Raw genomic sequence first — 24006 nt, 5'->3', positions numbered from 1 at the left:
CCAATCGCAACGAACTGCCATTGACGGCCGATCCTGGCGCTAGTGGCAGATCAGGTGTTTCAGCGGCATCACGCCGGTTTCCAGGTACTTCGTGATTTCTGTTCGCGCGCAGTCAGAGTTGAACCACGAAGTGTGACCGTAGACGTCTGTGATCATCAGTTGGCTACCGCGAAGCTGCCGCTGCAACCCGCGCGCCGATTCCAGCGGGGTCGACGGGTCGTGGGTGTTGCCGGCGATCAGGATCGGCGGCGCGTCCTTGACGGGGGTCGGCTGCCACGGGTTGCTCGGCGGAATCGGCCAGCCGGCGCAGGCCGCGGAGATCGCCCAGCCCTCCACCGCCGCGCCGACGTGGGGCGCGACTGCCTTGGCGAGAGCGAGCCGCGCCTTCGCGTCGGCGTACGAGGTGAACTCCGGCGGGAAGTCCATGCACGAGACCGCGGCGTAAGTCGTACCGGGATCTCCCACATAGCTGTTGCCGACGAAGCCGGAGCCGTCGCCCTTCTCCGCGTCCACCAACGCCTTTGCGAGCGCTGTCCACGGGGTGACGTAGTCGCCGACGGCGGGGAGGAAGACGGGCAGCGACATCCGGATCGCGTCGCCGTTGATCGTCGTGGTCGAGTCGCCGGGCAGCGGCTTCCTGTCCGCCTTGCGGACCACCGCGTCGTACACCTTGCCCACGTCACGCCCATGCAGCGCGCAATCCGGTGCTGTCTTGCACCAGGCGGCGAACTTGTTGAAGCCGTACTCCATCTGGCGCGCCTCGGTGAGCATGAACCCGGTCGAGCCCGCGGCGTGGTCCAGGATCCCGTCGATCACCATCCGGTTGATCCGGTGCGGGAAGAGCTGGGCGTAGACGGTCCCGACGAAGGATCCGTACGAGGGCCCGTAGTAGTTGAGCTTGTCGACCCCGAGCGCTGCCCGGAACGCGTCCAGGTCGCGGGCCGCGGTCCTGGTGTCGAGATTGCGCATCAGGTCGCCGTGCTGCTTCAGGCAATGCTCGCCGGTAGCGCGACTCGATTTCACCATCGCGTCGTACTCGGCCTTCGACTTGGGAAACACCGGTACGCCGGGGCGCAGTACCGGCCCACAGTCCAGGTCACTCGACTGACCGGTGCCGCGCGGATCCCAGCTGACGAAGTCGAACTTCTCCCGAAGCTGCGAGAACACCTCGCCAACAGCCCCCGTCGCCATCGCGGTCGCACCCGGCCCACCCGGTCCGCCCGGATTGAACGCCAGTACTCCAAGCCTGTGCGCCTGATCCTTCGCGGGCAGCCGAGCCACCAGCAACTCGGTCTTCACTCCACTCGGCTTCAACCAGTCCAGCGGCACGGTCAACTTCGCACACTCCGCCTGCGACTCCTCCGCACACTTACCCCACTGCAACCCCTCGGTCGCCGCCGCTGCTCCCGCCGGCACCACCCCCACCGCCAGCACCCCGGCAACCACCATCCCCACCACTCGCCTGCCCCGCCCCACCACCGAAATTCTCATACCCCGAACCTATTCACCATCACCCCCACCCCCTCATCACCCTTTGGAAGGGCCCGCCATCATCCCCAGGTCGTACGCCGCTGGGCGTGGCAATGCGCCGGCAGTCGGGGGACTGTCGGCGCAGAGGGCCTTGTGGTGTTGGTGGTTCAGTGGGAGGGGGCGAAGTCGTGGAAGCCGACGACTTCCAGGATCTTGCCGTTGGGGGCGATGGTGACGAGGTCGGTGCCGCCGGCGACCGCGGGGTGGCCGGGCTGGGCGAGTTCCCAGGTCCAGCGGAGGCGGTTGTGGTGCTCGTCGATGGTGCCGGTCTGCGTGAAGCGGTAGCCGGGGAACATCTGGTGGGCCGTCTCGACCATCTTGGTCAGGTCGTCGTGGCCGGTGACGTCGAAGCTCGGGTCGACGTACATCGCCTCGTCCACCCACAGGTTCGCGACGATGCCGGCCCGGACGTCGGTGTCGTCCTCGTTCCACATTGCGAAGTACTGCTCGGCGAGGGCGGCGGTGCTGGTCATGGTGACTCCTTGGGGATCCGTTCGGTTGATGACCAGAACTCTGCCGCCGGACCCCGGATCCGGTCGATGACGTCGGAGGTAATGGCGGTGATCACCTCGGCGGTTACGGTCTGGGGTATGACCGCGACAGTCGAGGACACCTTCCAGCGCCCGGTCGGCGAACTGCTCCGCGGCTGGCGCGAGCGCCGCCGGCTCAGCCAGCTCGAGCTGGCCAACCAGGTGGAGGTGTCGACCCGGCACGTGAGTTTCGTCGAGACCGGCCGGTCGAAGCCGAGCCGCGAGATGGTGCTGCGTCTCGCCGAGCATCTCGACGTACCGCTGCGGGATCGCAACCAGTTGCTGCTGGCCGGCGGGTTCGCCCCGATCTACACCGAGACCTCGCTGCACTCGCCGGCCATGCTCGCGGTCCGGTCGGCGCTGCGTCGGCTGCTGAAGGCCCACGAGCCGTACCCGGCGATGGTGGTGGATCGCTGGTGGAACCTCGTCGAGGCGAACGCCGGAATCGCCCTGTTCACCGAGGGTGTCGCGCCGGAGTTGCTCACGGCACCTATCAACGTACTCCGGCTGACACTGCACCCCGACGGCCTCGCGCGACGCATCACCAACCTCGCCGAGATCCGCGCCAACGTGCTGACCAGCTTGCAACGCCAGATCATCAGTACCGCGGACCCCGAGCTCCAGGACCTGTACGACGAACTGCTCGGGTACTCCGACGCCGAAACGCGAGCGGATCAGCCAGGACCGGCCGAGGTCGTCATACCGATGAAAGTACGGCACGGAGAGCACGAATTGTCGCTACTGAGCACGATCGCGACCTTCGGTACGCCGGTCGACGTCACCGTGTCGGAATTGATGATCGAGCAGTTCTTCCCGGCCGACGACGCCACCGCCGAACTCCTCCGGGAGTTCTGATGGAGCTCCCGGACAACCAGCTCGGCGACACCCGCGAGCTGCACCTGGCCTGGCTGGATTTCTACCGGCAGACCGTCGAACGCAAGCTGGCCGGGCTGAGCGAGACCGACCTACGGGCCAGCCGGCTGCCGTCGGGCTGGTCACCGCTGGAACTGGTGAAACACCTTGTCCACATCGAACGGCGATGGATCCGCTGGGGATTCGCGGCCGAGCCGTTCGAGCGACCTTGGGGCGATTCCGGCGGCGTCGAGGACGAACCTTGGCGACTGGAGGATGACGACACTCCCGACAGCTTGCTGACGCAACTGCGGGCCGGCGGCGAACGGTCCCGCCAGGTTGTCGAGGCTGCTGACGACCTGGCCGAGCACGCCGCCGCCGGCGGAAGGTTCAGCGCCGAAGAGAAGGCACCGACGCTGAACTGGGTTCTGTTTCATGTCCTGCAGGAATATGCCCGGCACGTCGGCCAGCTCGACATTGCCCGCGAGCTGGCCGACGGCGGCACCGGCGAATAGAGGAGGGGTTCTACCGGTGTGAAGGCAGCGCGGTGGGCGGCTGCGTGGGCAGGTTGGGCAGGCTCGGCGTGGTGGTCGGCCACGTGGGCTTGCCGGTCGGCGGGACGGTCGGAAGCTGCGGCACACCGTGCTTGCCAGGCAGCGACGGCACCGCGGTCGGCAGCGTCGGCTTACCGGGCAGGGTCGGCTTACCAGGCAGTGACGGCTTAGTGGTCGGCACCGGCGGCAGCGTCGGCTTGCCAGGCAGGGTCGGTGTACCGGTCGGGACCTGCGGCAGCTCGTCGCTCACGCACGGCGGCAGTTCGGGCAGTGACGGCGTGGCGGTCGGGACCGGCGGCAGTGACGGCTTCCCCGGGAGCGACGGCCTAGTGGTCGGCACCGGCGGCAGGGTCGGCTTGCCAGGCTTGCCAGGAGTGCTGGGCAGGTGCGGCAGTGACGGCTTCGTCGTCGGGACCGGCGGCAGCGTGGGCTTGCCGGGCAGGTGCGGCGTGCTGGGCAGCGACGGCGTACCGGTCGGCATGGTCGGGAGGTGCGGCTTCCCCGGCAGCGACGGCGTACCGGTCGGCTTCGTCGTCGGGACCGGCGGCAGCGTGGGCTTGCCCGGCAGCGACGGCGTCGAGGTCGGCAGCGTGGGCTTGCCCGGCAGGTGCGGCTTGGGCGGCAGCGACGGCTTACCGGTCGGCAGCGTCGGCTTGCTCGGGTGCGGCACGGTCACGGTGACCTTGACGCTCGCGTCCACCTTGACCTTGTCCGGCGCCTTCACCGACGGCAGGCAGGTCGTGTCGACCTTGCCCGGCAGCTCGACCGGCGGCTTGCTGCCACCCGCGAGCAGGTTCCGTACGTCGACAGGTCCGCCGACCGCGGCGGACACCGTTGCGACAGTGCCGGCGAGAGCAGTCACGCCTGCCGCGGCCAGTCCTCGGCGGAGCCAGGCCAGCCGGCGGCCGCGCCGCATCAGGTCGGCCGGGTCCGGCTGGTAGGGATCCAGGTCGTATTCGAGGGCGCTCCGCACCCGGGAGTCGTCACTCATGCGTTTCCTCCAACAGTGGTTTCGATCAAGTCGGGTGCCAGACGCAGCTTGGCCAGGGCCCGGGACGCGGTGCTCTTCACCGTCCCGGTGGCCATGCCGAGCAACTCGGCGGTCTCTGCCTCGGAGAGATCCTGCGAGTACCGCAGTGCGACCACTGCCCGTTCCCGGACGGTCAGGCCGGCCAGTGCGGACAGCACGGCCTCCCGGGTCTGCACCTCACCGGCGAAGTCCGCGACGGACCGCTGGTCCCAGTCGTTCTCGACCGGGTCACTCGGTACTTCGTTGGACCAGCGCCGGCGAGCCTGCGAGAGGAACCGGTTCACCAGCACCCGGCGTACGAACCGGAGTGGATCACCGTCCAGCCGATGCCATTTCGGATAGGACCGCATCAGCGCCTGCTGGACGAGATCCTCGGCCGTGTGCCGGTCGCCGCAGAGCATCTCCGCGAAGCGGAGCAACGGGGTCGACTGGGCCTGCACGAATCGCTCGAAGTCGGCGTCCGCGGTCCGGGTCATCGGTTCTCCTCTGCCTCTGTCACACCGGTCCAAACCCGCTGGGTCACCACTTCGGTTCTGTCTGTGCACGAACTAGTTGGAAGAAATTTATTCACGAGCTATACAGACCTACCGAATGTTTGTCACATTAGGTGGGCCGGGCGTTGCGCCCGGTAGCAGTCCCTTCACCGCCCCGGAGGTTCCGCCCATGCCTATCACCCGTAAACCGAAGGCCGCACTCTGTCTCGCGGCCGCCCTCGCCGCCATCCCGTTGGCCGCCTCGATCAGCCCCGGCTTCGCCGCCGGGTCGTCCCCCGTCAGCGTCGTCGCCCAGCCGGTCGAAGGCTCCACCAACGTCACGGTCGACGGCAGCCGGATCATCCTCGGCGACGGCGCGGCCACGATGGGGTCCGTCGAAATCCGGCAGCGCTCCGGCATCGCCAACCTGGCTCCGGTCCACTTCGGCGCCGCCACGTCGGCCGTCGTCGTCGGCTACCAGGCCGGTACTCCGGACAGCTCGACCGCCGAAGTCGACGTACGAGCTCTCGTCAAGAACCAGTGGTCCGAATGGACTCCGGCTGCCTCGGGTACGCCGACCGCGTTGCCTGCCGCCAGTGACCAGGTCCAGCTCAGGATCATCGTGCTGGCCCCGCCGAAGGGCGCCAAGCCCTGGGTGAGCAACGTCAGCGTCCAGCCCACCAACACGGTCGAGGCCGGCAAGATGACCCTCCAGGCCGCGGCGCTGAAATCGCGCGTCTACGCCACCAGGGAAGGCCTGGTCGGCGGTACTACGGCCAACGGGCACGTGATCGCCAGCCGCGACCACTTCGTCGCTCTGCCGTCGCGGCGAGGACTGGCCAGCAACGGCTCCGGCACCTACACCGTCAAGGTCTGCACCACCAGCGGCAGCCGGTGTGCGTTCGAGCCGGTCTGGGACGTCGGTCCGTGGAACACCAAGGACGACTACTGGAACCCCAGCGCGACCCGGGAGATGTGGAAGGACCTGCCGCAGGGCAAGCCGGAGGCGCAGGCGGCGTACCAGAGTGGCTACAACGGCGGTAAGGACCAGTTCGGCCGGACCGTCGCCAACCCGGCCGGTATCGACCTGGCCGACGGCGTGTTCTGGGACGCGCTGGCACTCGGCGACAACGGCTTCGTGGATGCGACCTATCTGTGGACCGGCACCGGTGGTCGCGGGACGGTCTCGATCTCGTCCGGCTACCTCAACCTCCGCAGCACCTCGAGTTCGAGCGGCGCCGTAGTCGGGATGGCCGGCAAGTCCGCGCAGGTGACCGTCGAGTGCCAGACCACCGGCCAGAGCGTGGCCGGCTCGCAGGGCACCACCAACGTATGGCTGCGCGTGAACGCCGGCATGTACGTCTCGAAGGCCTGGATCAACGCCGGCTCCTTCGGCGCCTGCTGACGACCGCCTGCGTCCGAAGTACTGGCCGCCAGTACTTCGGACGCAAAGCGGGCGGCTACTTCTTGAGCGGGTTCTCCGCGTTGTCCGGGAACTTCACCAGCAGCTTGCCCGCGGCGTCGTAGACGAAGACCGCGACGTCGTTCCCGGTCAGGCCGGGCGTCCGCGTCACGGTCTTCGTGGTCATCGCGCCGTTCAGCACCGCATTGGACCCGACCCAGCCGGGGATGCCGCCGAGCCGTTCGACCTTGGCATACCAGGCCTTCGTGCCGCTGGTGTAGACCACCGTCGCGACCTTCTTGCTACTGAACACCGAGCTGACCACGATGGTCCCGCGCGACGCCGTGCTCTGGATCCCAGGCTTGGTGCCGTCGCCGATGTTGTCGTTCCCCACGGTCGCCCGCCAGCCGAACGACGTCGCTTCACCAGGCAGATGGTTCACCAACGCCCACTGCGTGCCCCTGGTCTGGAAAGTCAGACCCGCGCCGACCTCGACCGAACCGTTCGCCGCCAACGTACCGACGGCCTGCGGCCCGTTCTGGAACACGAACTTGCTCATAGCCGCAGCTTTTGGTGCCGCGGCGGCCTCCGGTACGCCGACCGCTGCCGGAAGTCCCGCATCGGCCGGCTTGTCGGTACCGGCGACCGCCACTCCGGTGATTGCGAGGCCGGCTGCCGCGGCGACCGCGACTCCGGTCACCGTCAACCGGACCGCGCGGCCCGACGTTCTCGACTGCTTCATTTCGTTGCCCTCCACAAGGATCGACTTGGTTCTACATCTCCAAGGACGCCGTACCAACGGGAAGGGTTCTTCACTTCGCCAGCGGATCCGTGCCACGAACGTGTGGTTGCGCGTGAACGCCAGCGCGTACGAAGGACTGGCTCAATGCACGCTATTACTTCGGCAGCGGGTTCTCGGCGTTGTCCGGGAACTGCGTGAGCAGCTTGCCCGCCGCGTCGTAGACGAAGACCGCGACGTCGTTCCCGGTCAGGCCGGGCGTCCGCGTCACGGTCTTCGTGGTCATCGCGCCGTTCAGCACCGCATTGGACCCGACCCAGCCGGGGATGCCGCCGAGCCGTTCGACCTTGGCATACCAGGCCTTCGTGCCGCTGGTGTAGACCACCGTCGCGACCTTCTTGCTACTGAACACCGAGCTGACCACGATGGTCCCGCGCGACGCCGTGCTCTGGATCCCAGGCTTGGTGCCGTCGCCGATGTTGTCGTTCCCCACGGTCGCCCGCCAGCCGAACGACGTCGCTTCACCAGGCAGATGGTTCACCAACGCCCACTGCGTGCCCCTGGTCTGGAAAGTCAGACCCGCGCCGACCTCGACCGAACCGTTCGCCGCCAACGTACCGACGGCCTGCGGCCCGTTCTGGAACACGAAATGCGAGCCGTGCAGGACCGGCGGCACGGTCGGCGTACCGGCGACGGGTGGCGAGAACGGCTCCCGGCCGCCCAGGCCCGCCATCATAGAGACGCTCCCACCAACCATTACCGCGACCGCCAGCGAGGCCATCCCGGCGGTGAGCACTCCCCTGGTACGGCGCCGGTGCGCGGCGGCGATCACCCGGGACGGGTCCAGCGAGGCCGGCTCGGGCCGCGTCGGCCTGCAACAAGTCCCGGAGGTCGTTGTCGTTCATGTCTTCCCTCCTACGTAGTACGTGCTCAACTCTGGGACCACCCGCAGCTTCTGCATGGCCCGGGAGTGTGCGCTCTTGATCGTGCCGACCGCGACCCCGAGAACTACCGCGGTCTGGACCTCGGTGAGGTCTTCGACGTATCGCAGGACGATCACGGTCCGTTCCCGCCGGGTCAGCGTGCCGAGCGCGGCATGCAGAACCAGCCTGCGTTCGACCCCGTCGGCCGGATCGGCGACGGACCGGTTGAAGTCCAGGTCGAGCTCGGCCGCGCCGCCGCTGGGCTGCTCGCGCCAGAGCCGCCGCCGGAGCCAGGACAGATGCTGGTTGACGACGGCCTGCCGGACGTAGCCGAACGGGTCGCCCATCTCGATCCGGTCCCACCGAAGGTATGCCTTCTCCAGGGCGGTCTGCACCAGATCCTCCGCGAGACCGGCGTCGCCACAGAGCATCCGGGCCAGGTGCACCAAACGCCCGGACCTGGCGACGACAAACGCGCTGAAGTCCTCGTCTCGCCCCAACGACTGCCGCATTCATCCTCCGTCTGCTACCCGCTCCTCTACTGAAGGACGCGGACCCGGCAGCGAAGGTTCTGTTCGCGCTGAGAATTTGTCCTCAGCGGTGCTGCAGAGGGGTCGACTGTAGGTTCACGGACAGCGACCGGGGTAGATCCGAGCTGACCAGGTCGCCGGCCAGCCGGACCCGGTCGCGCCCGGCGGCCTTGGCGGCGTACATGGCCTTGTCAGCGCGTTGCAGCAGGTCGTCGACAGTCACGCCGTCGGCCGGGTAGACCGCGACCCCGACCGAGACGGTCAGGTGCAGTGTGTCCGGGTCCAGGTCCGGATCGTCCAGGACGCCGGCGCACATCGCGGCCAGCGGACTCCCCGCGACGGCGGTCCGCAGCCGGTCGGCGGTGACGGTCGCGTCGGCCACGTCGGCGTCCGGCAGGGCGATCACGAACTCCTCGCCACCGAACCGGCCGATCACGTCCTTGGTCCGGATCGCGCTGCGCAGGATCGTCGCGACCGCGCGCAGCGCCTCGTCACCGACGAGGTGACCGAGCTGGTCGTTGACCTGCTTGAAGTGGTCGATGTCGATCAGCAGCACCGCCATCGGCTCGCGCTGGGTCCGCGCGCTCCGCAGCATCTCCTCGGTCCGGCGTCGCCACCAGTCGACCCGGCCGAGGTTCGTCTTCGGGTCGGTCTGGGCCTCGGTCTCGAGCTGGCCGAGCAGCAGGGCCCGCTGGGCCGTCAGCGTGATCGGGATGGCGATGAAGGCGAACCAGGGGCTGACCATGGTGGCCGCGGCAAGCAGGCAGCCGAGCGTGGCGGCGGTCGCGTCGACGCACCAGTCGTCCTTGTCCCCGACGGTGTCGCGACGGTTGCTGCCCGGCACGATCAGCGAGATCGCCAGACCGCAGAGCAGCATGTCGGTCACCACGTACGCCGCGGCTCCCGCCACCATCGAGGCGACGAGGCCGAGCGAGTTGTCGCCGGTCAGGGCCCGCGCGTTCACGAACACCGCATGCGCCGCGCCGACCGCGAGCACGTGCACCGCGGTGGAGAAAGCCCAGCGATACGGGATGCACTTGCCGGCCCGGATCCGCCACCAGATCCGCAGCAGCACCGCGACCAGGATCGCGAGCGCGGGATGCAGCACGAACGCGGCCGCGATCATCCAGGCCGAGGCGAGGTCCTTGTGCAGAGCCCCACCGCGGCGGCGCCGGCTCTCCACCCGGCGCGCTCCCTCGACCGAGATCAGCGCCGAAACGGTCAGCGTGAAAACGATGTCGAGGCCGCGCCAGGAGGGCAGGTCGGCGAAGGCCTTCGCACCGTACCCGAGTGCGCCCAGGTCGACGAGCACCACGACACAGAACGCCGGGACCGTCAGGGTCCACAGCGCCCATTTCCGCAACGCCCGCCTACTCTGCGCAACCATCAGTTCCCACGGTACGACCTGTAAGGGGTCGGTCCCAATCCGCGACGGCGCGGTGGCGATGACGAGTTGGAAACGAAGTCAGTTCGTTGAGAATTCAGTCGTTTGATCAACGATCATCGATCACCGAGGGCCGCGCCGCGGCCTTGCCGGCCGCGGCGCGCGAAGTAGTACGGGTCGGTCAGCGTTTGCGGCGGGCGGCGCCGAAGAGGCCTCGGACGATCTCGCGGCCCGCCGTACGGGCGAACTGCTTGAAGGCCGAGGAGCCGACGACCTGTTCGACCATGGACTTCTCGTGCTTCTGCGGGCGCGGGGCCGCCTTCGGCTCCGGGGCGGGCTGGTCCTGCTTCTCGGCCTCGGCCTGCGCCGCACCTGCTTGCACGGCCGCCGCCAGCTTCTCGTACGCCGACTCGCGGTCGATCAGCTGCGAGTACTTCGCGTTGAACTGCGACCCCTGCACCGCGGCGGTCAGCTGCTCGGCCGTCGCCGGCGCCATCAGCGACTGCGGCGCGCGGAGCCGGGTCCAGGCGACCGGCGTCGGCGCGCCCTTCTCGTTCATCACCGTCACGATCGCCTCGCCGATCCCCAGCTGGGTGAGCACCTCGGCCAGGTCGTACGACGAGGTCGGGAAGGTCGAGACCGTCGCCTTCAACGCCTTCGCGTCGTTCGGCGTGTGCGCCCGGAGCTGGTGCTGGACCCGCGAACCGAGCTGCGCCAGTACGTCGTCGGGCACGTCCTTCGGGGTCTGCGTGACGAAGAAGACGCCGACGCCCTTCGACCGGATCAGCCGGACGGTCTGCGCGATCGAGCTCAGGAACGCCTTCGACGCGTCCGCGAACAGCAGGTGCGCCTCGTCGAAGAAGAACACCAGCTTCGGCTTGTCCACGTCGCCGACCTCGGGCAGGTCGTGGAACAGGTCCGCGAGCAGCCACATCAGGAAGGTGGAGAACAGCGCCGGCCGGTCCTGCAGGTTCGGCAGCTCGAGCAGCGAGATGACGCCCTTGCCGTCGCGAGCCTGCATCAGGTCGGCGGTGTCGAACTCCGGCTCACCGAAGAACGCCTCGGCACCCTGGTCGGCGAACCCGATCAGCGAGCGCAGGATCACCCCGGCCGTCGCGGCCGACAACCCGCCGAGGTCCTTCAGATCACCCTTGCCCTCGTCGCTGGTCAGGTGCGTGATGACCGCGCGCAGGTCCTTCAGGTCGAGCAGCGTCAGGCCCTGCGAGTCGGCGTAGTGGAAGATCAGCCCGAGCGAGGACTCCTGGACGTCGTTCAGTCCGAGCACCTTCGACAGCAGTACCGGACCGAACGAGGTGATGGTGGCGCGGACCGGGATACCGGTGCCCTGGCCGCCGAGCGCGTAGAACTCGGTCGGGAAGCCGGTCGCGGTCCACTCCTGGCCGATCGTCTTGGTCCGGGCCAGCAGCTTCTCGTTCTCCTGACCGGGCTGCGAGACGCCGGACAGGTCGCCCTTGATGTCCGCGGCGAACACCGCCACCCCGGCCGCCGAGAGCTGCTCGGCCATCAGCTGCAGCGTCTTCGTCTTACCGGTACCGGTGGCGCCGGCGACCAGGCCGTGCCGGTTCACCATCGACAGCGGGATCCGGACGGCCGCGTCAGGCTTCGGCTCGCCGTCCACCAGCAGCGCGCCCAGCTCGATGGCCGGCCCCTCGAACGCGTACCCCTGCTTGACGGTCCCCACGACGTCGGGTGTCTCGGCCATGTCATGCCTTTCACGAGCGAACGGAAACTTCTTTCCCTGCGCTCGGCATGCTAATGCGGTTGCGTGACTTTCGGGGTCAGCGAATCACGACGACCTTGGTCGCACCGGTCGTGAAGGACCAGATGGTGTCCGACATCGACTTGGAGACCCGGATGCAGCCGTGCGAGGCGCGCGAGTTGGTCCCGAGCAGCCAGTCGGCGTGGATCTGGGCCCCGTTCGACTTGTACGTCGGGATCTGGTGGAAGCCGATCCCGCAGGACGCGAACCGGACGAAGTTGTTCAGGTAGAGGCTGCCGCCGTCGGTGTTCCGCTTGATCCGGCCGGCCCGGCCGCATTTCGACCCGGACGTGTACGTCCCCGGGTCGAGGTAGGCCGGGTTGTCGATGACGCCGCCCTGGCGCACGACTTTGCCCTGGGCATCGATCAGCCAGAGCCAGTTCTGCGACTGGCTGAGGACGATCCGGCGACCGCCGCCGGTCCCGGCCGGCACCGCCCGGACATCGCAGCGCTTCGCCGACGTGGCCATCAGCCGCGAGTACGTCGTACCGGCGAGTGAGCCGTTCTGCGTCAGCTTGCTGGCCGACTGGAACCTGGTGGTCGCGGCCTGGGTCATCGCGCCGACCTTGCCGTCGACCGGGCCTGACGTACAGCCGAGGTTGTTCAGACGGGTCTGGGCCGCCTTGTTCTGCGCGACGGTCAGCGCGCTCGCCGGGATCGTCGCACCGGCGATCGCGACCACCAGTGCGGCCGCCCCCACGCCCAGCCTGCTCAGTGTCTTCATCACAGCACCCCCTGTTTCAGCACTTAACCCCATTGGACGTCTGAGCGCCCCGAAAGGTTGAGTCGAACCGGCGAGTTTCCCGGTGACATTCCCGACGACTCGCGAGACCTCTTCTGTGGCTAGACTTCGGTGGGTGATCTTCAAGCGCGTCGGGGAGGAGCGGCCGTACCCGGACCATGGGTACAAGCCGAAGGACTGGTCTGTGCTGCCTCCGAGGCAGGTGCGGCTGGACCAGCTCGTCACCACCAAGGGCACTCTCGACCTGAACGCGCTGCTCGACGAGGACTCGACCTTCTACGGCGATCTGTTCGCGCACGTGGTCGAGTTCAAGGGCGAGATGTATCTGGAGGACGGTCTGCACCGCGCGCTTCGTGCCGCTCTGCAGCAGCGCCTGGTCCTGCACGCCCGGGTCCTGGTCGTGGAGTAGCTGAATGAGTCGGGGGACTGAAAGATGAGCGCTCTGCGGCCGCAGCCACGGCCACACCCGATCCACTGGCGGACGCCGATCACGATGGTGATCCTGCTGGCCGTGCTGATCGGCGGCGTCTGGTGGGGCTGGAACTCGCTGACGAACAGCAGCGCCGAGCAGAACTGTGTCGAGCAGAAACTGCCGAACAACCGGCTGGTGCCGAAGCAGGTCGTGGTCAACGTCTACAACGGCGGCGCCAGGTCCGGAACGGCACAGCGGGCCGCCGAGGAGCTCCGCAAGCGCGGCTTCAACGTTCACAAGGTCGCGAACGAGCCGAAGGGCGACAAGATCGACGTCGTCGCCGTCCGCGGCGCGGCAGCGGACTCACCCGAGCTGCGACTGGTCCTCGGCCAGCTGAGCCAGGTGCCGGAGAAGGTCGGCGACGACCGCGGCGACCACACCGTCGACCTCGTCGTAGGCGTCAAGTACACCCGCCTGAACAACCGCGGCGTCGCCTCCATCGCGGTCCCGACGGACAGCATGGTCTGCCTCCCCTCGATCCGCCCCAGCCAGTCCATCCCCTCCGGCGAAAACCCGAACTAGCAGCTCGCCGGGGGATCAGGTTTGTTCGCGGCCTCGTTCGCCGAACCAGCCGGCTAGGCGGCCGGCTCGGCTGACTGCGCGGAGCCGGCGGACTGTTTGTTCGCGGAGTGGGCTTGGGGCGACTACGAGGACGGCGTCACCTGCTCGGAGTACGGTGCGGCGCTCGGGGACGAATGCCTGCTGGCCGCGGATGACCAGGGAGACCGAGACGCCCGCCGGCAATCTGAGTTCACCGATCTCTACACCGGCCAGGCGCGACTCGCTCGGGATTTGGACCTGGAGCATGTCCGCGCCGAGGGATTCCAGCGGTGCGACGTCGATGTCGACCTCGTGTGCGGCGTTGTCGTCGAGGACTTTCAGCCGCTTGGCCAGCCAAGGTAGCGACGGGCCCTGCAACAGCGTGAAGAGCAGGACGAGTACGAACACGACGTCGAACACCCTGTCCGCCTGCGGGACCTGCTCGGCCAACGGGATCGTCGCCAGGACGATCGGGACCGCACCACGAAGGCCCGCCCAGGCGATGAACGTCTGCTCGCTCCAGGGGATCCGGAACGGCGTCGCCGAGATCGTCACCGCCGCGAACCGGCCGACCACCGTCACCGCGATCCCGATCACGAGCGCCACCAGTACGTCGTTCAGCCGGATCCGGCTCGGCGAGGCGAGCAGCCCGAGCATGACGAAGAGCCCGATCTGGGCGAGCCAGGCGAACCCGTCGACGAAGGACCGAGTCGCGATCCGGTGCGGCAGATCGGCCTTCCCGATGACCAGGCTGGTCACGTAGACGGCCGCGAACCCGGAGACGTGCAGGAGCACGCTGCCCCCGGCGTACGAGATGAAGGCCAGGGAGACGATCGCGAGTGGATACAGACCGGCTGAGCTGAGGGCCACGCGGCGGAGGAGAATCACCGCGAGCCAGCCGACGAGTAGGCCGAACAGGGCGCCCACGACGAGCTCGTAGACGACCAGGCCGGTGAAGTGCCAGAGACCCTTCTCACCGACGCCGCCGGTGCTCACCAGCGTCACCAGGAGCACGGTCGGGGCGTCGTTGAGGCCGGACTCGGCTTCCAGTGCGCCACGAAGACGCGGGCGGATCGGGACGCGGCGCAGTACGGAGAAGACCGCTGCGGCGTCGGTGGGCGACGTGACGGCGCCAAGCAGGACGGAGATCTGCCAGTCCAGGCCGAGCACGTAGTGGGCGACGCAGGCGACCACGCTGACGCTGACTGCTACGCCGACGGTCGCCAGTACTACGCCTAGCGGCATCACCGGGCGGACCTCGTTCCACCGGGTGGTCAGGCCGCCCTCGGTGAGGATGATCACCAGCGCGGCGAACCCGAGCGCGTGCGCGAGCCGCGCGTCCTCGAACTGGACGCCGAGGCCGGATTCCCCGAGCAGCACGCCCATGCCGAGGTAGATCAGCAGCGACGGAAGACCCAACCGCCCGGACAGCCGCACGGCGACGATCGCCACCAGCAGCACCGCGGCGCCGGCGAGCAGGATGCGGTCAAGTTCCGTGACGTCCACAGCGGCCCTCTCGGGTCGGGGACTGCAGCTTAGTGGAGCCGTGCCTCCGGCAACGAATCACGGCACGAAGCAAAAAGCTGAGGGAAAGGCGTGGCGTTTTGGAAAAGCGAGGACCCTGACGCGTCACACGGCATCAGGGTCCTCGGTGTTTCTGCCACCCGGGGGTGGTTGGCGGTGGCGGAGGGATTTGAACCCTCGGAAGGGGGGTACCCTTCACGCGCTTTCGAGGCGCGCTCCTTCGGCCGCTCGGACACGCCACCGCCGCAGAGGCTATCAAGACCTATGGCCTGTGAAGAAATCGCGTAGCCTCGCGCCCGCCTCGTCGGCCATCACGCCGCTCACGACCTCGGGTCTGTGGTTCAGTCTGCGGTCCCGTACGACGTCCCACAGCGACCCCACCGCGCCGGCCTTCTCGTCGTACGCGGCGAACACCAGCCGGTCCAGCCGGGCGAGCACGATCGCCCCCGCGCACATCGTGCAGGGCTCCAGCGTGACGATCAGTGTGCAGCCGGTCAGCCGCCATTCGCCGACGTGCCGGGCCGCCTCGCGGATCGCCAGTACCTCGGCGTGCGCGGTCGGGTCACCGGTCTCCTCGCGCTCGTTGTGGCCGCGGCCGATCACCTGGCCGTCGGCGTCCACCACCACCGCCCCGATCGGCACGTCGGAGCCGGCCAACTCGGCTTCCGCCAGCGCCAGGCCCATCAGCTCGGCCCAGCGCTTGTTCACCAGCGGGCTAGCCAATGGCTTCGATCGCCTCGTGGAACTGGTTGCCGAAGCCGAGTGCGTCGGCGATCTCCTCGAGCATCTCCTCCGGGTACAGGTCGACGTCGTCGATCAGCGCACCGAGGTCCATCGCGCTCATCCCGAGGTCCGCGATGATGCCGAGATCGCCGGCCGGGACCTGCTCCTCGTCGTCATCGGCGAGCGGGATGTCGAGCTCGTCCAGCACCTGCTTGGCCAGCGGCCATTCGGTCGCCGCCGTCACGTCCGACATCAGCAGCCGGGCCCGGCCGCCGATCACGCGGAGCACGATGAAGAAGTCCTCGTCGATCGAGATCATCCCGATCACCCCCGACTCACCGGGATAGCGCCGCAGCGCCGAGACCAGCTCGGACAGATCCGGCTCCCCGCGCAGTACCAGCGGAGTGACCGTCCAGACCCCGTCCTCTGCGTATGCGGCGACCGCGAAGTCGAGTTCGGTGGTGGTCATCGGCCCAGCCGTGGGATCAGACACGGATTCATGGTCGCAGACTCCCGCAGCCGGTGGGGAGTGTCCACGGTCTCGACGAGGTATCGGTGCCGCTCCGATTGACCCACGGTGACTTCACCGTAGCTCTCGGGCACCACCACTCACTCTCCGTACGCCGGGTTCCGGCCACTCAGTGGTGGTAGGTGGCTCGGCGCATGGCCGCGCGGAGGTAGCGGACCTTGGCTCGGCGGGGGAAGATCCGGGCGCGGAGGGCGCGGGCCTCTTCGAGTTCGCGGAGGAAGGCGGCGCGGCGGCGGAGGCGGTCGAGTTGTTCGGGTGACTTCCCGGTGTTCTCGGGCACGGCGGCACCATCCTCGTCGGTTCGGGAAAGGCGCCCCGGGGCGGGAGCCGACCGGCCTAAATCGACTGCCCTGTTCCGGGCTGCACTGCAATCCTAAAAGGGCCGCGGCTTTCACGGAACGAATCGCCGACGGTAGCGTTCGGCACATGCAGATCCTCGTCGTGGACCATCCGCTCGTCGCCCACAAGCTCACCACGCTGCGGGACGAGCGGACGGATTCGCCGACCTTCCGGCGGCTGACCGAGGAACTCGTCACGCTGCTCGCGTACGAGGCGACCCGGGACGTCCGGACCGGCCCGATCACCGTCACCACGCCGGTCGCGTCGGCGGAGGGGATCCGGCTGACGTCGCCGAAGCCGCTCGTCGTACCGATCCTGCGGGCCGGTCTCGGGATGCTCGAGGGGATGTCGCGGCTGCTGCCGACGGCCGAGGTGGGCTTCCTCGGGATGATCCGGAACGAGGAGACGCTGGCCGCCTCGACGTACGCCGAACGGCTGCCCGAGGACCTGTCCGGCCGCCAGTGCTACGTGCTCGACCCGATGCTCGCGACCGGCGGCACGCTGGCGGCGGCGATCCGGTTCCTGGTCGATCGCGGTGCCGACCACATCACCGCGATCTGCCTGCTCGCGGCGCCTGAGGGCGTCGCGCGGATCGAGGCCGAGCTGGCCGACCTGCCCATCCCGGTCAACCTGGTCATCGCCGGCATGGACTCGCACCTGAACGAGAAGGGCTACATCGTCCCCGGCCTCGGCGACGCCGGCGACCGCCTCTACGGCGTAGCCCAGTAGCCGCTTACGTCCGAAGAAGTGGAGGGACGTCTGCTCCACTTCTTCGGACGTAAGGGATCAGACGAGGTCGTTGCGGTAGAAGAGGTTGGCGCGGCGGTCGCCGGTGACGCCGGAGGCGAAGCCGAAGTACAGGCGGGCGGTCGCGTCGGTGGAGCCGTAGACCGCCATTCCCTCGGCCTCGCGATAGGTCAGGCTCTTGCCGGCCAGGGTGAGGAACGAGTCGACGATCTTTCCGGCGTTGATGTCGTAGCACCACAGCTTCGAGTTCGCCTTGGTCTCGTCCGGTGCACCGGGGTAGGCCTCGCCTTCCCAGAAATAGGCGTACGAGCCGTAGAGAGTCCAGCCCTGGAAGTCGACCCCGGCGGTCAGCGCGGGCTGCTTGAAGGACTCGAGCACGGTCGAGAAGTCACCCGCCCGCGCGGCTGCCAGCGAGTAGACGTTGATGTGCATGCCGTCCGACAACGAGTAGCGCACGCCGAGCCGGCCGTAGCGCTGGTCGACGGCGGGCGTGAAGACGCTGCCGTTCGACACCGGCTTCCACTTCTTCAGCGAGGCCGAATCCTTCGTCAGGGTGGCGCCGTTCTGCCACGGGAAGCGGGCGATCTGCCGGCCCCGCCCGTTCGTGGTGTCGGCGTCGGTCTCGGTCCAGATGTACGTCGTACCGCCGACCGCCTCGGCGCCGATCGAGACGGCGTGCCCGAAGCCGGTCAGGTACATGTGCCCGAGCACGGTGCCGGAGAAGCTGAGCTGGCTCAGGGTCAGGTCACCGCTGTTCTCGACGGTGCCGGACCGCAGTTGCCCGGTGAACAGCCGGTTGTTCGGGGTGTCGAACGCGAACGACTGCATCACGGTCGGGCCCCACAACGGCTTGGAGCGGAAGAACTCGTTGGTGGTCGCGCTCATCTTGAACCGCTTGGTCGGAGTGAGCGCATCGGTACGGACAGGGCGGGCGACGGCAGTGGGGGCTCCGAGCGAGCCGGCGGCGAGGATCGCGCCGGCTCCGGTGAGCAGCCCACGGCGGGAAATGTTGTCCATGACCAGTGACCGTAAGAGATTAACCGTGAACTGTCAGTAGTTCGAAGACTTATTTCCGAGAACTACTCACGAACAGCTGTTAAATCCATCGGGATATCAGCCGCCTCCAGGCTGACCAGCTGGTCCGGCGTGGGGGCGGTGATCCCGGCCAGGCGATGGGCCTGCCGTTCGGTCATCTGCTGGAAGATCTGCCGCGCGGACCGGCCGTTGCCGAAGCCCTCGCCTGCTCGCGGGCGTGGTACTCGAAGATCTCGACCAGCTCGGCGCTGCCAACCAGGTCTGGCACAAGCCCTAAAGGCCTGCCTAGAACGCGTACGGGTACGGCGACCAGTCGGCGGGCCGCTTCTCCAGGAACGAGTCGCGTCCTTCGGCGGCCTCGTCGGTCGCGTAGGCGAGCCTCGTCGCCTCACCGGCGAAGATCTGCTGGCCGACCAGCCCGTCGTCGATCAGGTTGAAGGCGTACTTGAGCATCCGCTGGGCCGTCGGCGACTTCGCGCAGATCTTCTTGCCCCAGTCGAGCGCGACCGCCTCCAACTCGGCGTGCGGCACGACCCGGTTCACCATGCCCATCCGGTAGGCGTCCTCGGCGGAGTACTCCTCGCCCAGGAAGAAGATCTCGCGGGCGAACTTCTGCCCGACCTGCCGCGCCAGGTACGCCGATCCGAAGCCGCCGTCGAACGAGGCCACGTCAGCGTCGGTCTGCTTGAACCGCGCGTGCTCGGCCGAGGCCAAGGTCAGGTCGGCCACCACGTGCAGGCTGTGCCCGCCACCCGCGGCCCATCCCGGGACGACACAGATGACGACCTTCGACATGAAGCGGATCAGCCGCTGCACCTCGAGGATGTGCAACCGGCCGGCCTTCGCCGGATCGATCGTGTCGGCCGTGGTCCCCTCGGCGTACTTGTACCCGTCCTTGCCACGGATCCGCTGATCGCCACCGGAGCAGAACGCCCAGCCGCCATCACGCGGCGACGGCCCGTTGCCGGTGAGCAGCACGCAGCCGACGTCGCTGGACATCCGCGCGTGGTCGAGCACCCGGTACAGCTCATCGACAGTCCGCGGCCGGAAGGCGTTGCGTACCTCGGGCCGGTTGAAGGCGATCCGCACCACTCCGGCGTCCACCGCCCGGTGGTAGGTGATGTCGGTCAGCTCGAAGCCGTCCACCTGCTTCCAGGCCGACGGATCGAACAACTCGGAGATCTGCTCGGGCTCGGTCACAGGTGCGAGCCTATTTCAGTGCCGCGCGGTGCTCTCCCGCAGGACGACTTCGGCCCGGAACGTCTCCGTGGCCGGGTCGCCACCTTCGACGGCCAGCTCCAGGGCCCGGCGCCCCATCTGCTCCAGCGGCAACCGCACCGTCGTCAGCCCCGGCCAGACATCCCGCAGCGTGGCGATGTCGTCGAAACCGGCGACCGCCAGCTCCCCCGGTACGTCGACGCCACGGGCCCGCAGCGCAGACATCGCACCGACCGCCATCACGTCGTTGACCGCGAACAGGCAGTCGAGCTCGGCCTTCTGGTCGAGCAACTCACCGGCAGCCGCATGTCCACCGTCCCGGGTGAACTCCCCGGCCTGTACTGCGACCGGCTCGATCCCGGACTCGGCGAGGCCGGCGATGAACCCGTCCCGCCGGTCGACCGCCGTCGCCAGGGCCTCCGGCCCGGCCAGTACGGCGAACTTCCGCAGCCCGAGCCCGACCAGCGAGCAGGCCAGTTCGGCCGCTCCGGCCCGGTTGTCCGGCTCGATCGTGTGCGCGGGCATCCCGGCCTGGCTGACCAGCGCCAGCCCGGCGCCGGAGCCGAGGAAATTCTCGATCTCGGTCGCTGTCCGGGCCAGTCCTTCGGCGTCGGTCCGGCGGCTGCCGATCATCACCGCGGCCCTGGCCCGTTGCGCTCGCAGCGAAGACAGGTAAGCAATCTCACGGTCGGCGTCACGGAACGTGCTGGCCATCATCACCAGCAGGCCGCGTTCGTCCGCCGCTCGCATCACGCCGTTCGCGATGGCCGCGAAGTAAGGGTCCTCGATGTCGTGGACGAGGATGCCGACCACGTTGGTGGACGACTTCGCCAGCGCCTGGGCCTGCGCGTTCGGCGTGTAGCCGAGCGCGGTAGCGGCGTCCCGGACGCGTTCCTGCAGCTCCGGGCGCGGTACACGGTCCCCGCCGTTCAGCACGCGGGAAGCTGTCGCCACCGACACTCCCGCACGCTGTGCCACATCCAGCAATGTCACCGGTGCTCGCAGATTCACTGGTTACCCACCTTCCGTACCGCTCTCCCCCTGGGTGGCGGTCACACTATCGGACACGAGGCCATCATCACCCTTCGTAGCTGAGAAGTGTCTGCCAAAGTCGCCAGGACCTGGCTTTGCGAGCCTGGAATGACTAGCCTTCCGAGCCATGACGACCGTCCACGCCAGGGTCACGATCCTGGTCTCGTCCACTGTGCTCTGCCTGGGGGCTTTTGCCGGTACCGCGTCGGCAGCCAGGATGCCCGACGGACCGGGCGCCCCGACTCCGCAGGTCGCCGCGCCGAGCGTCACCGGGCTGCCGGCGCACGTCGACGCGCGGACGCACAGCACCCAGCCGGTCTACGACTACGAGAACGCGATCCGCGAGTCCGTCGACGTGGACACCCACCTGGACACCGACTCCGACGGGCAGACCGACAAGATCGCCGTCGACATCGTCCGGCCGCGCGAGACCCAGGCCGCCGGCGTGAAGATCCCGGTCATCATGGACGCCTCGCCGTACTACTCCTGCTGTGGACGCGGGAACGAGGGCGAGAAGAAGACCTACGACGAGAACGGCGTCATCCAGAAGATGCCGCTGTACTACGACAACTACTTCGTCCCGCGCGGCTATGCGGTGGTCGGCGTGGACATTGTCGGTACGAGCCGTTCCGACGGCTGCGGTGATGTCGGCGGCAAGGACGAGATCGCTTCCGTGGTCGCGGTGATCGACTGGCTGAACGGGCGAAACACCGCGGAGACGCTCGACGGCGCTCCCGTCACGGCCGACTGGACCACCGGCGCCGTGGGGATGATCGGCAAGTCGTACGACGGCACGCTCGCGAACGGCGTCGCGGCGACCGGCGTACGGGGTCTGAAGACGATCGTGCCGATCTCGGCGATCTCGTCGTGGTACGACTACTCCCGCTCCGGCGGCGTGCCGTACTCGGTCGACTACATGCCCTGGCTCGGCGGCTACGTCGGTCACGACACCCCGGCCTGTGACGCGGTCCGTGCGGATCTCGGCGAGCAGGACGACGACGAGACCGGCAACTACACCGCCTTCTGGGCCGACCGTGATTACGTCAAGGACGCCCGCAAGGTGAAGGCGTCCGTGTTCATGACGCACGGCCTGAGCGACTACAACGTGCAGACCAACCACTTCGCGCAGTGGTGGGCGGCGCTGGCCCAGAACAAGGTGCCGCGGAAGATCTGGCTCGGCCTGGAGGCCCACGTCGACCCGTTCGACTTCCGCCGGACCGAGTGGGTGGACGAGCTGCACAAGTGGTTCGACTACTGGCTGCAAGGCCTGCAGAACAACGTGATGCGCGAGCCGATGGCGACCGTCGAGGCCGCCCCGGACGTCTGGCGTCAGTACCCGACCTGGCCGGCCGTCACCAAGACCGTCCCGGTGCCGCTGGCCGACGGCAAACTAGGGGCCGCAGGCAAGGGAACTGTCACGGTGACCGACGACCCGGCGCTGACCGAGGACACCATCGTGGCAATGCCCACGGATGTGATCGCCGGACGGCAGATGTTCCTGTCCGCGCCGCTGCCGGCCTCGATCCGGGTCAGCGGTACGCCGACGGTGACGCTGCGGATCCGGTCGGACTCCGAGACCACCCCGGTGACCGCCCGGTTGATCGAGTACGGCGAGGCCGAGCGGTACGCGGGCATCCGGACGACCGACGACGAGACCTGTGCCGGTGAGGACTCCGAGTTCGACGACGCCTGCTACAAGACGGTCGAGAAGGAGACCGAGGCGAGCGACTTCGGCATCGTCAGCCGGGGCTGGATCGACGCCGCGCACAGCAGTTCGCTGAGCCACCCCAAGCCGCTCACCCCGGGCCGCTGGACCACCATCACGGTGCCGCTGCGGGCGCAGGACGAGGTGATCCCGAAGGGCCGCGTCCTCGGCCTCGCGGTGACCTTGAGCGACACCGAGTGGACCACCCCGAACGACACCGGCGCCAGCATCGACATCGACCTGGCCAGCAGCAAGCTCAACCTCCCGGTCACCGCCGGCCGGGTAGCCGCGCCGACCAAGGTCGAGCCGATCGAGGTCAAGATCACGACCCCGACCGAGCGCCCCGATCTGCACGACCCGCTGCGCTGAGCTCGGTACTCCGTACGCGGGCCGTGGCCATCGCGGCCGGCCCTAGTGCGAGCGCTGCCAGGACGATCAGTACGGCGATCAGCAGCCAGCCGATCGGGTTCCAGGCGACGGCGAGCGCGGTGAAGGCCGCAGGCCCGAGCATCGACTGGAGCTGATTGCCGAGCCGGAACGCCCCCTGGTACTGCGCGCGCTGTCCGGCGGGCGAGAGCTCGCTGACCAAGCCCCAACTGCCGCCCGACTGGAAGAGCTCGCCGAAGGTGATGCCCGAATAGGCGACGACGAGAAGCAGGATCGTCACCAACCGCGTGGTACCGGCCGTGAACATGACCGCCACACAGCCGACCGCCATAAAGACGGCAGCGATTCGGCAAGCGCGAACGGCACCCGCCACCGTTTCGGCGCCGCGGGCAGCCCACACCTGCAGAGCCACGGCCAGCACCGTGTTGAGGGCGAAAAGCCAAGCCAGCAAGACATGTGGAGCATTGGTGCGTTCGACCAGCCAGAGCGGGAACACGACCGTCAACAGGACACCGTGCGAGCCGACCAGACCGTTGAAGACGGACATCGCCAGGAAGGGACGGTCCCGCAGAGCTGCGAGCCTGGAAGGACGTGGGCCGGTCTGCTCGTGCTGTTCCGGTTCGGGCAGCCGGGAGATCAGGAGGCCGTTGACCAGCATCATCACTCCGGCGGCCAGCGGAACGGCCATGATCGCCCGTCGGCTGCCTGTCGCGAGTGCGAGTCCACCCAGCAAGGCGCCGACGGTGAATCCGATGTTGAGCGCGGACCGGACGTAGGCGAGCACCTTGACCCTCGTACCGCGTTCGAGCACGTCCAGCGTGTAGGCGCCGCGGCCTGAATTGCCGGCGGATTCCACCAGGGCCAGCACGACCACGATCGCGAGGAAGGCCGCCAGACCGCGAGCCCACGGGTACGCCAGGTAGACGCAGCCTTCGGCCAGCGCGGCCAATAGCCAGGTCCGCAACGGTCCGAGGCGGTCGGCCAGCGAGCCGACCGGGACCGAGGCGATGAACGCCACGACGCCGGCGATCGAGATCCCGACTCCCACCTGCGCCGCGGACAGGCCGACGATCTGGGTGAAGAAGACGGCATTGCCGGAGAGGAAGACGCCTGATCCGACGGCGTACAAGGCCGATTGCAGGCAGAGCCGGCGGGCCAGGCCGGGCGGTGGCAACAGGCGGCTGAAGCGTCCTGGTGGACTGTCGGCGGTCATGGATCGATGAAAGCCGGGCGGTGAACCCGGCGCGAACGATTTAGGCTGGGGTGAATCGTTCTAGAGTTGGACC

26 protein-coding genes and 1 tRNA gene are annotated in these 24006 nt (G+C 68.3%); 7 read left to right on the top strand and 20 right to left on the bottom strand.

The window, feature by feature from the left end:
* Positions 1–39: 39 nt before the first annotated feature.
* Together F1D05_RS22530 and F1D05_RS22525 are read right to left on the bottom strand one after the other, a co-directional pair.
* Positions 40–1491, bottom strand: coding sequence for an alpha/beta hydrolase (locus F1D05_RS22530; RefSeq protein ID WP_185442186.1), 1452 nt, complete (start codon positions 1489–1491; stop codon positions 40–42).
* Between the two features lie 146 nt (positions 1492–1637).
* Positions 1638–2003, bottom strand: coding sequence for a nuclear transport factor 2 family protein (locus F1D05_RS22525; RefSeq protein WP_185442185.1), 366 nt, complete (start codon positions 2001–2003; stop codon positions 1638–1640).
* Positions 2004–2120: 117 nt separating this feature from the next.
* Between F1D05_RS22525 and F1D05_RS22520 the strand changes: the two genes are divergently transcribed.
* Complete coding sequence (locus F1D05_RS22520) at positions 2121–2915, top strand: helix-turn-helix domain-containing protein (RefSeq protein WP_185442183.1); 795 nt, start codon at positions 2121–2123, stop codon at positions 2913–2915.
* Complete coding sequence (locus F1D05_RS22515; protein WP_185442181.1) at positions 2915–3427, top strand: DinB family protein; 513 nt, start codon at positions 2915–2917, stop codon at positions 3425–3427. Before F1D05_RS22520 ends, F1D05_RS22515 begins: the two co-directional genes overlap by 1 nt.
* A 10-nt stretch (positions 3428–3437) precedes the next feature.
* On the opposite strand, the gene F1D05_RS22510 is transcribed toward F1D05_RS22515, so the two are convergent.
* The gene (locus tag F1D05_RS22510; protein ID WP_185442179.1) at positions 3438–4457 is read right to left on the bottom strand and encodes a hypothetical protein; all 1020 of its coding nucleotides are present in this window, start codon (positions 4455–4457) and stop codon (positions 3438–3440) included.
* Positions 4454–4972, bottom strand: a complete 519-nt coding sequence (locus F1D05_RS22505; RefSeq protein ID WP_185442177.1) for a SigE family RNA polymerase sigma factor — start codon at positions 4970–4972, stop codon at positions 4454–4456. Before F1D05_RS22505 ends, F1D05_RS22510 begins: the two co-directional genes overlap by 4 nt.
* 187 nt (positions 4973–5159) lie before the next feature.
* Between F1D05_RS22505 and F1D05_RS22500 the strand changes: the two genes are divergently transcribed.
* Complete coding sequence (locus F1D05_RS22500) at positions 5160–6374, top strand: hypothetical protein (protein WP_185442175.1); 1215 nt, start codon at positions 5160–5162, stop codon at positions 6372–6374.
* A gap of 55 nt (positions 6375–6429) precedes the next feature.
* On the opposite strand, the gene F1D05_RS22495 is transcribed toward F1D05_RS22500, so the two are convergent.
* From F1D05_RS22495 to F1D05_RS22470, 6 genes are all read right to left on the bottom strand, one after another.
* Positions 6430–7113, bottom strand: a complete 684-nt coding sequence (locus tag F1D05_RS22495) for a hypothetical protein (protein ID WP_185442174.1) — start codon at positions 7111–7113, stop codon at positions 6430–6432.
* 154 nt (positions 7114–7267) lie between these two features.
* Positions 7268–7846, bottom strand: a complete 579-nt coding sequence (locus F1D05_RS22490; RefSeq protein ID WP_185442172.1) for a hypothetical protein — start codon at positions 7844–7846, stop codon at positions 7268–7270.
* Positions 7847–8011: 165 nt separating this feature from the next.
* Positions 8012–8545 carry a SigE family RNA polymerase sigma factor gene (locus F1D05_RS22485; protein ID WP_185442170.1) on the bottom strand — a complete coding sequence of 178 codons (534 nt, stop codon included), beginning with the start codon at positions 8543–8545 and terminating at the stop codon, positions 8012–8014.
* Between the two features lie 82 nt (positions 8546–8627).
* A complete protein-coding gene (locus F1D05_RS22480) occupies positions 8628–9950 on the bottom strand; it encodes a GGDEF domain-containing protein (RefSeq protein WP_185442168.1) in 1323 nt (440 codons plus the stop codon).
* Positions 9951–10128: 178 nt separating this feature from the next.
* On the bottom strand, positions 10129–11670 hold the full coding sequence (locus tag F1D05_RS22475) for a helicase HerA-like domain-containing protein (RefSeq protein ID WP_185442166.1): 1542 nt from the start codon (positions 11668–11670) through the stop codon (positions 10129–10131).
* Between the two features lie 76 nt (positions 11671–11746).
* The gene (locus F1D05_RS22470) at positions 11747–12451 is read right to left on the bottom strand and encodes a L,D-transpeptidase family protein (RefSeq protein ID WP_185442165.1); all 705 of its coding nucleotides are present in this window, start codon (positions 12449–12451) and stop codon (positions 11747–11749) included.
* A 133-nt stretch (positions 12452–12584) separates the two neighbouring features.
* On the opposite strand from F1D05_RS22470, the gene F1D05_RS22465 reads away from it, so the two are divergent.
* Together F1D05_RS22465 and F1D05_RS22460 are read left to right on the top strand one after the other, a co-directional pair.
* On the top strand, positions 12585–12878 hold the full coding sequence (locus tag F1D05_RS22465) for a type II toxin-antitoxin system VapB family antitoxin (RefSeq protein WP_132288237.1): 294 nt from the start codon (positions 12585–12587) through the stop codon (positions 12876–12878).
* A gap of 24 nt (positions 12879–12902) precedes the next feature.
* Positions 12903–13463: a LytR C-terminal domain-containing protein gene (locus F1D05_RS22460; protein WP_185442163.1), complete on the top strand. Its 561-nt coding sequence runs from the start codon at positions 12903–12905 to the stop codon at positions 13461–13463.
* Between the two features lie 15 nt (positions 13464–13478).
* On the opposite strand, the gene F1D05_RS22455 is transcribed toward F1D05_RS22460, so the two are convergent.
* From F1D05_RS22455 to F1D05_RS22435, 5 genes are all read right to left on the bottom strand, one after another.
* A complete protein-coding gene (locus F1D05_RS22455) occupies positions 13479–14987 on the bottom strand; it encodes a potassium/proton antiporter (protein ID WP_185442161.1) in 1509 nt (502 codons plus the stop codon).
* A 169-nt stretch (positions 14988–15156) separates the two neighbouring features.
* Positions 15157–15247 (bottom strand) — tRNA-Ser (locus F1D05_RS22450).
* A 13-nt stretch (positions 15248–15260) separates the two neighbouring features.
* Complete coding sequence (locus F1D05_RS22445; protein WP_185449314.1) at positions 15261–15689, bottom strand: nucleoside deaminase; 429 nt, start codon at positions 15687–15689, stop codon at positions 15261–15263.
* Between the two features lie 31 nt (positions 15690–15720).
* Positions 15721–16221, bottom strand: coding sequence for a tRNA adenosine deaminase-associated protein (locus F1D05_RS22440; protein WP_343066502.1), 501 nt, complete (start codon positions 16219–16221; stop codon positions 15721–15723).
* A gap of 145 nt (positions 16222–16366) precedes the next feature.
* Complete coding sequence (locus F1D05_RS22435; protein ID WP_185442159.1) at positions 16367–16537, bottom strand: hypothetical protein; 171 nt, start codon at positions 16535–16537, stop codon at positions 16367–16369.
* A 146-nt stretch (positions 16538–16683) separates the two neighbouring features.
* Here F1D05_RS22435 and upp point away from each other — a divergent pair, with 146 nt between their 5' ends.
* Entirely contained in the window at positions 16684–17325 is a 642-nt protein-coding gene (gene upp, locus F1D05_RS22430) for a uracil phosphoribosyltransferase (RefSeq protein ID WP_185442157.1), read from the top strand.
* A gap of 57 nt (positions 17326–17382) precedes the next feature.
* On the opposite strand, the gene F1D05_RS22425 is transcribed toward upp, so the two are convergent.
* The 4 genes from F1D05_RS22425 to F1D05_RS22410 all read right to left on the bottom strand — a co-directional run bounded on the left by F1D05_RS22425 (position 17383) and on the right by F1D05_RS22410 (position 20607).
* The gene (locus F1D05_RS22425) at positions 17383–18360 is read right to left on the bottom strand and encodes a teichoic acid biosynthesis protein C (protein ID WP_185442155.1); all 978 of its coding nucleotides are present in this window, start codon (positions 18358–18360) and stop codon (positions 17383–17385) included.
* Between the two features lie 62 nt (positions 18361–18422).
* Positions 18423–18770: a hypothetical protein gene (locus tag F1D05_RS42090; RefSeq protein ID WP_185442153.1), complete on the bottom strand. Its 348-nt coding sequence runs from the start codon at positions 18768–18770 to the stop codon at positions 18423–18425.
* On the bottom strand, positions 18664–19578 hold the full coding sequence (locus F1D05_RS22415) for a 1,4-dihydroxy-2-naphthoyl-CoA synthase (RefSeq protein ID WP_185442151.1): 915 nt from the start codon (positions 19576–19578) through the stop codon (positions 18664–18666). The genes F1D05_RS42090 and F1D05_RS22415 overlap by 107 nt, the downstream gene beginning before the upstream one ends.
* A gap of 15 nt (positions 19579–19593) precedes the next feature.
* Positions 19594–20607, bottom strand: a complete 1014-nt coding sequence (locus F1D05_RS22410; protein ID WP_185442150.1) for a LacI family DNA-binding transcriptional regulator — start codon at positions 20605–20607, stop codon at positions 19594–19596.
* Positions 20608–20755: 148 nt separating this feature from the next.
* Between F1D05_RS22410 and F1D05_RS22405 the strand changes: the two genes are divergently transcribed.
* On the top strand, positions 20756–22702 hold the full coding sequence (locus F1D05_RS22405) for a Xaa-Pro dipeptidyl-peptidase (protein ID WP_185442148.1): 1947 nt from the start codon (positions 20756–20758) through the stop codon (positions 22700–22702).
* Here the strand turns inward: F1D05_RS22405 and F1D05_RS22400 are convergent.
* Complete coding sequence (locus tag F1D05_RS22400) at positions 22656–23933, bottom strand: MFS transporter (protein ID WP_185442146.1); 1278 nt, start codon at positions 23931–23933, stop codon at positions 22656–22658. The genes F1D05_RS22405 and F1D05_RS22400 overlap by 47 nt on opposite strands.
* Between the last annotated feature and the right edge of the window lie 73 nt (positions 23934–24006).

This window comes from Kribbella qitaiheensis, assembly GCF_014217565.1.
Classification (GTDB): Bacteria; Actinomycetota; Actinomycetes; order Propionibacteriales; family Kribbellaceae; genus Kribbella; species Kribbella qitaiheensis_A.
This window is presented reverse-complemented; position numbering and strand designations above follow the sequence as displayed.